Annotated in this window: 8 protein-coding genes; 1 reads left to right on the forward strand and 7 read right to left on the reverse strand. The window is 75.7% G+C overall.

The annotated features are described in order from the left end of the window. Positions 1 to 2,377 (forward strand): PQQ-binding-like beta-propeller repeat protein (locus ATM99_RS12545; RefSeq protein ID WP_150118279.1); only part of this gene is annotated, 2,377 nt, incomplete at its 5' end. Positions 2,378 to 2,437: 60 nt separating this feature from the next. Here the strand turns inward: ATM99_RS12545 and ATM99_RS12550 are convergent. The 7 genes from ATM99_RS12550 to ATM99_RS12580 form a co-directional block, all read right to left on the reverse strand. Next, positions 2,438 to 3,937, reverse strand: coding sequence for an amino acid permease (locus ATM99_RS12550; protein WP_082659691.1), 1,500 nt, complete (start codon positions 3,935 to 3,937; stop codon positions 2,438 to 2,440). A gap of 70 nt (positions 3,938 to 4,007) precedes the next feature. Continuing rightward, positions 4,008 to 4,664 carry a hypothetical protein gene (locus ATM99_RS12555; protein WP_062103235.1) on the reverse strand — a complete coding sequence of 219 codons (657 nt, stop codon included), beginning with the start codon at positions 4,662 to 4,664 and terminating at the stop codon, positions 4,008 to 4,010. Between the two features lie 407 nt (positions 4,665 to 5,071). Beyond that, entirely contained in the window at positions 5,072 to 5,716 is a 645-nt protein-coding gene (locus ATM99_RS12560) for a transaldolase family protein (RefSeq protein ID WP_062103236.1), read from the reverse strand. Between the two features lies 1 nt (position 5,717). Next, positions 5,718 to 7,208 carry a xylulokinase gene (gene xylB, locus ATM99_RS12565; RefSeq protein WP_062103237.1) on the reverse strand — a complete coding sequence of 497 codons (1,491 nt, stop codon included), beginning with the start codon at positions 7,206 to 7,208 and terminating at the stop codon, positions 5,718 to 5,720. After that, entirely contained in the window at positions 7,208 to 7,843 is a 636-nt protein-coding gene (locus ATM99_RS12570) for an SIS domain-containing protein (RefSeq protein WP_062103239.1), read from the reverse strand. The genes xylB and ATM99_RS12570 overlap by 1 nt, the downstream gene beginning before the upstream one ends. A gap of 92 nt (positions 7,844 to 7,935) precedes the next feature. Further along, on the reverse strand, positions 7,936 to 9,540 hold the full coding sequence (locus ATM99_RS12575) for a sugar ABC transporter ATP-binding protein (protein ID WP_082659693.1): 1,605 nt from the start codon (positions 9,538 to 9,540) through the stop codon (positions 7,936 to 7,938). 1 nt (position 9,541) lies between these two features. Next, positions 9,542 to 10,567, reverse strand: a complete 1,026-nt coding sequence (locus ATM99_RS12580) for a substrate-binding domain-containing protein (RefSeq protein ID WP_046529507.1) — start codon at positions 10,565 to 10,567, stop codon at positions 9,542 to 9,544. Positions 10,568 to 10,635 lie beyond the last annotated feature (68 nt).

Here is a 10,635-nt window from a genome sequence, read left to right on the forward strand (position 1 = left end):
GCGCGCCTTCAACGCCTGGGAGCACCGCCTGCTGGGCGACGTCAGCACGGACGCCCTGGTCACGGTCGCGACGCGAGCCCCGGGCTGGCGCGAGGTCGTCGAGCGGCAGGTCCGCTACCTGCTGCTGTGGCGCGACGGCCCGCGCGCCGCGACGGCCGCGCAGATCGCCGCGGTCGACCCGACGCTGACGGTCGTCACCCTGAGCAGCGGCCTGCTCGCGACCCTCGGCGAGCTCAACGCGGTCGGCGGCGACTTCGCGGCCGACCCGACGGCGATCGACAACCTGCCGGACGGCATCACGGGCGGGTTCCTGCAGCAGGTCCGCCAGGAGAGCGCGAACCGGCTGCTGCACCTGCTCGGGGACGACCACGTGGTGCCGTTCCAGGGCGCGATCGCGCCGTACGCGGGTGAGTCCACGCTCGACCTCCTCAAGGAGTCGCGCGCGATCGACGGCTTCACGGCCGGCCTCGGGGTGGACCACTACTTCGGCCTGCTGGCGCGCAACGCGTGCCACTTCGCGCCGTTCTCGTGGCACCGGTGGCAGGCGTTCCACGGCGAGGCGCGCCGCCTTGCCGAACAATCGTTCAGCACGACCGACCCGGCACGCAAGAACGACCTGCGGAATCGCGCCTGGGTGACGCAGGCGTACGCGGACCATTTCATCGAGGACTCGTTCGCGGCCGGTCACCTGACCAACAAGACGTTGATCATGCAGTGGTTCACGCGGTGGGCGGCCGGACAGATCGTGCTGCCGGTGCCGGACTGGGACCTGGTGCGCCGCGTGACGGCGGACCTGCAGCCGGCGCTGCACGGCGCCGAGCTGTACGACGTGCTGGCCGACCTGCGGTCGCACGACCCGCAGACCGTCGAGGAGCAGCCGGACTACCGCGCGCGGGTCGTCGCGAGCCGTGTCGCACCGGCGGGCGTGCCGGTGGAGGTCGCGTACCGGCAGTACCTGTCGTTCCTCGACGCGGCGGTCGTGCAGCTGTCGTCGAACGTCGTGCACAACCACTACAACGAGGAGTCGCTGACGGTCACGAGCCTGGACGGCGGCCGGTTCCGGGTCTTCGGCGACGAGAAGCTGCTCGCGTTCGGGGACGTCGTCGCGCGCCCGTCGTCGACCGTGCACCTGTCCCAGAGCGCGATCCGTGACCTGCTGGAGCGCGGCACCACGACCACCACGCCGCAGGACGTGCTGCGCCGCCTGCCCACCGGGGTGGTGACCCCCGCGGGCGACCGCACGCTCGAGGCGTGGCACGACGACGCGCTGCGCCGCACGGTCGAGCGCGACATGTTCGACTCGTTGTGGTCGCGGCTCAAGGAGTTCATCACGGTCGTGAGCCCCCGCATGGGCCTGATCTCGCGCGACCAGCAGACGTCGGGCCTCGTGACGGCCTGGCAGACGAGCCTGCCCGGCAGCGGCTACACCGACGTGCAGCCGCTGTTCGACGGGACGCGCGCGTTCGCCGCGTCGAACGGGCACGTGTACCGGCTCGACCCGGGTGACGGGCGCGTGCTCGCGCACAACTCGCTGCCGGGGCGCGGCAACCACGAGACCCGCGTCGCGTCCGACGGGACGCGGGTCTACGCGGGCATCGACGGGTACGTCGTCGGCATGGAGGCCGACGGCCTGCGCACGCAGTGGCAGGCCTCGCTGCCCGGCTCGGGCTACGCGGTCACGAGCGTGATGGTCGCGCAGGACGGCGCGGTGTACGCGGCGTCGAACGGGCACGTGTACCGGCTCGACCCGGGCACCGGGCACGTGTCCGCGCACAACCCGCTGCCCGGCCGCGGGCGCGAGGAGGTTCGCCTGACGCTCACGCGCGGCACGCTCGCGGCCGGCACGAACGGGTACGTCGTCGGCCTGGCACCGGGCGACCTGGGGACGCGGTGGCAGACGAGCCTGCCGGGCGCCGGGTGGGACGTCGTGGACGTCGCCGGCGTCGAGGCGGGTGTGCTGGTCGGGTCGAACGGCCACGTGTACGTGCTCGACCCGGGCGACGGGCGCGTGCTGGCCCACAACGGGCTGTCGGGTCTGGGCTACCACCGCGTCGACGTCGCGTCGGCCGGGGACGCCGCGTTCGTCGGCACCGCGGGCCGCACGCTCGGGCTCGCGCTGGCCGGCCTCGGGGAGCGGTGGGGCCGCGACCTGTCGATCGCGACGGGCAAGGTCGTGCGGGTGCTCGCGCAGAACGGCTGGCTGTTCGCCGCCGTCAACGGGTACCTGTACCAGCTCGACCCCGCGTCGGGGGCGGTGCTGTACACGAACGACCTGTCGGGCCGCGGGTTCCACGACGTGCAGCTCGCGTCCGACGGGGTCACGGTCTACTGCGGCATCGACGGGTACGTCGTGGGCGTGCGCCCCGACCCGCGCTGACGCGTCCGTCCCCGTCGTCGTGCGCGGCGGCGGGGACGGGCCCCGCGGGGACGGGCCCCGTCAGGACGCGGCGGCCCCGGCCCGTGCGCGGCGCCGCGCCGTCACGGCGTAGATCCCGACGACGACGGCCACGAGCCCGGCCGTCGCGGCGAGCTGCGCCCGCGCGGCGGCGTCGGTGAGCATCAGCACGACGACGCCCGCGAGCGCGGCGAGCGTCGCCCACGTGAGCCACGGGTACCCCCACATGCGCAGCGGCAGCCCCGCGGGGCCGGCGGCCGCGGCCAGGCGCGGGCGCAGCCGCAGCTGCGACACCACGACGAACACCCACACGACCAGCAGCGACGCGCCGACGGCGTTGAGCAGGATGCCGAGCAGCGCGTCGGGCAGCAGCCAGTTCAGCGCGACGGCGACGAGCCCGAGCACGACCGACACGAGCACCGCGACCCACGGCACGTCGCGCCGCGACACGCGCCGCAGCACCGCGGGACCGTCGCCGCGGCCCGCGAGCGAGAACGCCATGCGCGACGTCGCGTAGATGTTCGCGTTGAACGCGGACAGCAGCGCGAGCACGACGACGACCTCCATGAGCCGCGCGGCGCCCGGCAGGCCGGCGAGGTCGAGGACGGCGACGAACGGGCCGTCGGCGAGCTGCGGCGCGTCCCACGGCAGCACGAGCACCATGACGGCGACGGACCCGACGTAGAACGCGAGGATGCGCCACACGATCGACCGCGTGGCGCGGGCGACGGCGCGCTGCGGGTCGGCGGCCTCGGCGGACGCGATGGTGACGATCTCGATGCCGCCGAACGCGAACAGCACGACGAGCAGCCCGGCCGCGACCCCCGCGACCCCGGTGGGCGCGAACCCGCCGTGGCCCAGCAGGTTCGACGTGCCGACGGGCGACGTGCCGGGCAGCAGGCCGAGCACGAGCAGCACCCCGACGACCAGGAACCCGACGATCGCGGCGACCTTGAGCGCGGCGAACCAGAACTCGAACTCGCCGAACTGCCGCACGCCCGCGAGGTTGACCACGGCGAACACGGCGACGACGACGAGCGCGACGCCCCACTGCGGGACGTCGGGGAACCAGCCGGTGACGATGCGCGCGACGCCCGTGATCTCGGCGCCCAGCACCATGACGATCGTGAACCAGTAGACCCACCCGAGCGTGAACCCGGCCCACCGGCCGAGCGCCTGCTCGGCGTACACCGAGAACGACCCGGACGCGGGCGACGCGGCGGCCATCTCGGCGAGCATCCGCATGATCATGACGACGAGCACGCCCGCGACGGCGTACGACACGAGGACGGCGGGCCCGGCGGTCGCGATGCCGACGCCGCTGCCGAGGAACAGCCCGGCGCCGATGGCCGAGCCGAGGCCCATCATCGTGAGGTGCCGCGTGCGCAGCCCGTGCCCGAGCGCGCGGTCGGCGGCGGCGCCGGGGACGGCACCGGGGGCGTCCGCGGCGGCGGGTGCGTCCGCGGCGGCGGGGCCGGCGGCTGACGCGGCAGCGGGGTCGGTGCCGGGCACGCCGGTGCTGCCGGACGGGGAGGGGGTCATCGCGCGGGGCCTTCGGTGGTGCGGTCGGTGCGACCGGCCGGCCGCACCGGCGCCCACGGTAGCCCCGCGGTCAGCGCTCCGCGGCGCGTGCGACCGCCCGGGTCGCGGCGGCGAGCGTGCCCGCGAGCACCAGCAGCAGCGCGACGACCAGCAGCGGCCACCACACGGGCCGGGCCTGCGGCGTGAACCACTCGGCGGGCAGGCCGGAGTACCCCGCGTCGAGCGCGCGGCGGGCGGCCAGCAGCGGGGCGGTGGCGTGCACGGCCCACGCGACGAGCACGACCCCGGCGGACACGGCCGCCTGCCGCGCGGCGGTGAGCGTGAACCCCTGCCGCCGAAGCAGCGTGCGAGCGACCGGCAGGAGGGTGAGCAGCAGCGCGGCGACGACGAGCCAGGAGACCCACACGCTCACGCCGGCGAGCGCGGCGGTGAGGCCGTCGGGACGGTCGAGCCACAGGTCGACGGCATGGGGCCCGACCGGCTGCACGGGCGACGGGTACCCCTGCCGCAGCGGCGTGTCCCACGCGGTGTCGGGCATGCGGTCCGTCGGCCAGACCGGCACGTGCATCAGCCAGCTCAGGTCGACGCCGGCGGCGTCGCGCGCACGCAGCAGGGCACCGGCGAGCGCACCGAACGCTCCGAGCACGAGCACGACCGCGACGACGGTCTCGGCCCGCTGCCGAACCGGGGCGGTGACGGCGTCGGACGACGGATCGAGGACGACCACGGCAGCTCCTGACGTCGGGGACGGTCCCGGCGTCATCGTCACCCGGCGCCTCAGTCATGACCGACGCAGCGGCACCTCACCCGTCCGGGTCACGCCTGACGGTCGTCCCGTCACCCGACCGTCGTCCCCGCTCCGCCCCCTCTGCAGCCCCTCCGCAGCCTCTCCCCCGCTCCCGCGTCGCCGACGGACAGGGGTACGGCACGACGGACACGCGCACGCGGCTGTCCGTCGTCCGTGGCGCTGTCCGTCGGCGAGAGGCGCGCGCCGTGGGCGAGAGGCGCGCGCCGTGGGCGAGAGGTGCGTGCCTTCGGCGAGGGGCGCGAGCCGCCGGCGAGCGGTGCCGGCCGCCGGTGACGCACCGGCGGGGACGCGTGCCCCCCGGGGCCGCGGCCCCGCCGGCTCGCGCGTCAGCGCAGCGCGGCCGTCGCGGCGTCGAACTGCACCATCGCGGCGTCGGTGAGCGGCTCGGCGAACATCGCGCGGGCCACGTCGGTGCCGACGGTGACGGCCTCGAGCCCGTCGGCGGCGAGCTCGGGGACCACCGCGGCGTCGCGGACGCTCGCGACCAGCACACCCGTGCCGGTCCCGACCAGTGCGCGCGACATGGTGCGCAGGTCGGCGCGGCCGTCGCGGCCGGCCTCGGTCATGCGGCCCAGGTACGGCGCGATGAAGCGCGCGCCCGCGGCGGCCGCGAGCACGGCCTGGTTGGGGTGGTAGACGACCGTGAGCAGCACGGGCACCCCGGCGGCCGACAGGCGCCGCGTCGCGACGAGCCCCGGCCCGGTGGCGGGCACCTTGACGACGAGCCGGTCGGACAGGTCGCGCAGCGCGTGGCCCTCGCGCTCGATCGCGTCGGCGTCGGCGGCGGTGGTCTGCACGAACACCTCGTCGGCCCCGGAGGCCAGCAGCCAGGACACGAGCGAGGGCACCTCGGACAGCCGCACGCCCGCGCGCTGCAGGATCAGCGGGTTGGTGGTGACGCCGCGGAACAGGCCCGTGGCCAGCAGGGGCGCCAGCGCGTCACGGTCGGCGCTGTCGAGGTACAGGTCCACGTCATTCCTCCACGCCCGCGGCGCGGGCGGTCTCGTCGGGCTGGGGCAGGTCGGCGAGCGCGGCGTACCGCGCGCGGACCTGCGGGTCGAGGGGCGAGCCGGGCTCGACGACGTCGACGACGCGCGGCGTCCACGCGTCGCGCACGTCGCGCACGTCGGCGCCCGCGAGCACGGCGGCGGCCTGCGCGGCGGCGCCGCGCGCGGTGGCCTCGGGCGCGTCGCGGGTCTCGACGGGGGTGCCGAGCGCGTCGGCGAGCACCTGCCGGTACGCGCGCGAACGGGCCCCGCCGCCGGTGACGACGACGGCCCCGTCGGCGGGTGCGCCCGCGGCGCGGATCGCGTCGTGCCCGCGCACGAGGCCCAGCACGACGCCCTCGTAGGCGGCGAGCGCGAGCTCCTCGCGCGTGGTGTCGGAGCGCAGGCCGCCGAGCAGGCCGCGCGCGTGCGGGCGGCTGGGGCTGCGCTCGCCGTCGAGGTACGCGGCGAGCACGGCGCGGTCGGTGCGGCGCGGGGCCGCGAGCGCGAGGCGCGTGAGCTCGTCGTGGTCGACGCCCAGCAGGCGCGCGACCGTGTCGGTGACCTTGGCGCTGTTGAGCGTGCACACCAGCGGCAGCCAGCCGCCGGTCGCGTCGGCGACGCCGTCGACCCAGCCGCTCGCGTCGTGCACGGGCTGCGCGGACGTCGTCATGACGACGCCCGACGTGCCGAGGCTGTACAGCACCTGCCCGGGTCCGAGACCGATGCCCAGCGCGCCGGCGTGCTGGTCGCCCGCGCCCGCGCCGACCACGACGTCGGGCCGCAGGCCCAGCTCGGCGGCGGCGGGCGTGACGGCCCACCCGGCGGTGTGCGACGGACCCAGCACCTCGGGCAGCACGTCGGCCCACGGCAGGCCGGGGCGCACCCAGCGGTCGAGGTGGTCGACGAGGTAGCGCCCGGTGTGCGCGGCGTAGTACCCGGTGCCGGAGGCCTCCGACCGGTCGGTGACGGCGCGACCCGTGAGCCGGTACGTCAGCCAGTCGTGCGGCAGCAGCACGTGCGCCGCGCGGTCCAGCAGGTCGGGCTCGTGCGCGGCGACCCACGCGAGCTTGGTGACCGTGAACGCCGCGGTCGGCACCGAGCCGACGGCGCCCGCCCACCCGGCCGGGCCGAGGTCGGCGACCATCGCGTCGGCCTGCGGGCTCGACGTCGTGTCGTTCCACAGCTTGACGGGCCGCAGCACGCGGTCGTCGCGGTCCAGCAGCACCAGGCCGTGGCACTGCGCGGCGACGCTCACGGCGTCGACGTCGGACGCGCGCAGCCCGGCCGCGCCGAGCGCCGCCGCGAGCGCTCCCGCGAAGGCGCTCCACCAGTCGTCGGGGTGCTGCTCGCTGACCGGCGGCGACGTCGGCGGGTGCGGCGCCCGCCCTGCCCCGAGCAGCCGGCCGTCGTCGGCGTCGCGCAGCTCGACCGTGCAGGACTGCGTCGAGGAGTCGACGCCCGCGACGACCCCCATCAGACCCCCTGGACGCCGGGCACGGCGGGTGCGTCGGGCACGTGCTCGATCTTGCCGACCGCGCCGGCGGGGTGCGTGAACAGCACCTCGTCCCAGCCGTACCCGCGACGCTGCATGAGCACCGCCGCGAGCGCGTCGCCCCACGCCGCGACCGCGAGGGTCGAGCCCATCGCGATGACGCCGCCCGGGTCGACCTCGGGGCCCGCGTCGACGACGACCGTGAGGTCCGCGACCTGCGCGAGCGTGGACGTGGGCGTCGCGGTGAGCGCGACCACCGGCACGCCGCGCTGCTGGACGCGCCGGGACAGGTCGTTGAGCTCGTCCGACTCGCCGCCGCGGGAGATCGTGATGAGCAGGTCGCCGTGCACCACGGACCCCATCGTGCCGTGCAGCGCGTCCATGCCCGGCAGGAACACGGCGGGCGTGCCGCACACCGACAGCAGGTGCGCCATGCGCCGCGCGACCGCGCCGGACGTGCCCGACCCGGTGACGAACACCTTGCCGGTGCAGCCGCCGACGAGGTCGACCGCCGCGACGAACGTGTCGTCGAGCTGGTCGGCGACCTCGGTGACCCCGCGGCCCTCGCGGCGCACGAGCTCGCGCGCGGCCTCCAGGGTCGTGGCCCGTCCGTCCATGGTGGTGCTCGCTTCCTCGTGGTGCTGGGTGGGGGTCGGGGCCGCGTCGACGGACGCAGCGGCGGGATCGTCAGCGGCGCCGGCGGGCGCGCTCACGCGGCGGCCCACGCGGCCGTGCGCAGCGCGTGCGGCGTGCGGTGGTCGGGCGGCACCTGCTCGCCGGTGCTGCGGCCGTGCGACACGACGACGATGTCGTCGGCGACGTCGCAGATCTCCTCCTCCTCGGAGGACACGAGCACGACCGTGAGGCCGCCCTCGTGGGCCAGCGCCCGCACGATGCGGTGGATCTCGGCCTTGACGCCGAGGTCGACGCCCTTGGTGGGCTCGTCGAGCAGCAGGACCCGCGGGTGCTGCGCGATGGCCCGGGCCAGCAGCACCTTCTGCTGGTTGCCGCCCGAGAGGCTGACGACGGGCCCGTGCCGGTCGCCGCGCACGCGCAGCTCGCCGAGCAGCGCGTCGGCCTCGCGCAGCATGCGCGGCCTGTCGAGCAGGCCCGCGCGCCGGTACCGGCGCAGCACGGGCAGCGCGACGTTCATGGGCGAGTCCAGCGCGGGCACGATGCCGTCGGACTTGCGCTCCTCGGTGAGGTAGACGACGCCGGCGCGCTGGGCGCGGGCGGGCGTCGTCGGCCGGTAGGGCCGGCCGTCGAGCGTGACGGTGCCGGACGTGACGGGGGCGAGCCCGACGAGCGCGCGCAGCACCTCGGTGCGTCCGGCGCCGACCAGGCCGTAGAGGCCGAGCACGCGGCCCGGCTCGGCCGTGAGGCTCACGCCGTGCACGCCGGGTGCCACCAGGTCGCGGACCTCGAGCCGGGGCCCGGTCACGCCCTGCGGCACCCAGCGGTGCACGTCGGCCACGACGGGGGCGGCGGCGGCCGCCCCCGTCGTGCCTGCCTCGGCCGGCACGTCACCGTCAGGGGAGCGGCGACGTGCCTCGTCGGCCTCGGCAGCCTCGTCGCCCGCGATCGCGGCGACCACGTCGTGGCGGCTGACCTCGTCGACGCGCGCGTCGATGCGCACGCGTCCGTCGACCAGCGCGACCACGCGGTTGCACACGGCGTACAGCTCGTCGAGCTTGTGGTCGACGAACACGACGCCCATGCCGCCCGCCGCGAGCGAGCGCACCATCTCGAGCAGCCGCTCGACCTGACCGCCCTCGAGGGAGGTGGTCGGCTCGTCGAGCAGCAGGTAGCGGGCCTTGCGGTGGGTGGCGACGGCGATCTCGAGCATCTGCCGGGTCGCCACGGGGTAGTCCCCCAGGCGCCGGTCGACGTCGACGTCGATGCCGAACTGCTCGACGAGCCGCCGCGCGTCGTCCCGCATGGCCTCGCGGCGCAGCAGGCCGGCGCGCGAGCGCTCGGCGCCCAGGTGCACGTTCTGCGCCACCGTGAGGTTGGGCAGCAGCGCGAGCTCCTGGTAGACGGTCGCGATGCCGGCGCCGATCGCCGCGGCGGGCGAGTCGATCGCGCGGTCCGCGCCGTCGACGACGATCTGCCCTTCCTCGGGCGTGGTGGCGCCGGAGATCACGCGCAGCAGCGTGGACTTCCCGGCGCCGTTGTGACCCACGAGCCCGACGACGTCGCCGGGCCGCACGTCGACCGAGACGCCGTGCAGGACCGGCACTCCGGAGTACCGCTTGACGATGCCGCGGACGCCGAGCCCTGCCGTGCCGTGCGTCCCGGTCGACGTGGTGGTCATGTCAGCCGACCTCGCCCGGGCCGGGGGTCTCGCCGACCGTGAACATCTTCAGCGGCTTGAGGATCTCCTTCTCGGGGGTGCCGCCGTCGACCCACGCGCGGATCTGCTCGACGACGTCGGCGCCGTAGACCGCGGGCTCCTGCGCGACGCAGCCGGGGTACTGCTCGGTGAGCGTGGTCTCGGCGGCGCAGAACCCGTAGACCTTGACCTGGCTGTTGGCACCGAGCGCCTGCAACGCACCGTAGGACGCGGGGCCGGTCGACGCGAAGATCACGTTGATGTCGGGGTTGCCGGACAGCATCTCGGTGGTGGCGCGCAGCGAGTCGTCGGGCTTGACGTTGCCGTCGACCTTGGCGACGACCTCGGCGTTCGCGTTCGCCTTGATGGCGTCCTCGAAGCCCTGGTCGCGCATCTGCGTGGGCGTCTCGTCGGGCTCGGTGACGAACCCGATCTTCAGCGCCGCGTCGGCGCCGAGGTCCTGGAGCACCTGCTCGGCGGTCTGCCGGCCGCCCGCGACGTTGTCGGCGCCGAGGTACTGCACGATCGACGCGCCCTGGGACTGCAGCGCGTCGGGGTCGATGCCGACGTTGACGGTGAACACGGGCACGCCCGCGTCGTTCGCGGCCTTGACGATCGCGGCGCCCGGCTCGGACTTGACGGCGTTGAGGGCCAGCGCGCAGGGCTTCTTCTGCAGCATGGACTGCGCCTGCGCGAGCTGGTTCGCGTCGTCGTCGTCGGCGATCTGGACCTCGACCTTGAAGCCGTTCTCGGCGCCCGCGTCCTCGAAGCCCTTCTTCATGGCGACGTAGTACGGGTTGGTGAGGTTGGGCAGCGCGACCGCGACGTAGGGGGTGTCGTCGTCGCAGGACGCGGGGCGCGGGATGCCGCCGGCCTCGGCGGACGAGCCGCTCGTGGCGCCGCCGCCGGACGAGCCGCCGCCGGTGCCGGTGTCGACGGCGCCGCACGCGCCGAGCGCGAGGGTGAGGGCGCACAGGCCGGTGGCCAGCGCAGGGATCCGAAGCTTCATCGCTCTCTCTCCTGGGTGTGGTGGGACGGTCGTGCGGCGCGTCGGGGGACGCCGCGTCGCACGGGACG

The organism is Cellulomonas sp. B6 (genome assembly GCF_001462455.1).
Taxonomy (GTDB): Bacteria; Actinomycetota; Actinomycetes; order Actinomycetales; family Cellulomonadaceae; genus Cellulomonas.

Bases quoted from the DNA above. Each gene is read 5' to 3' on its own strand.
- ATM99_RS12570 (WP_062103239.1), bottom strand. From the start codon at position 7,843: ATGGACGGACGGGCCACGACCCTGGAGGCCGCGCGCGAGCTCGTGCGC.
- xylB (WP_062103237.1), bottom strand. From the start codon at position 7,208: ATGGGGGTCGTCGCGGGCGTCGACTCCTCGACGCAGTCCTGCACGGTC.
- ATM99_RS12550 (WP_082659691.1), bottom strand. From the start codon at position 3,937: ATGACCCCCTCCCCGTCCGGCAGCACCGGCGTGCCCGGCACCGACCCC.
- ATM99_RS12580 (WP_046529507.1), bottom strand. From the start codon at position 10,567: ATGAAGCTTCGGATCCCTGCGCTGGCCACCGGCCTGTGCGCCCTCACC.
- ATM99_RS12575 (WP_082659693.1), bottom strand. From the start codon at position 9,540: ATGACCACCACGTCGACCGGGACGCACGGCACGGCAGGGCTCGGCGTC.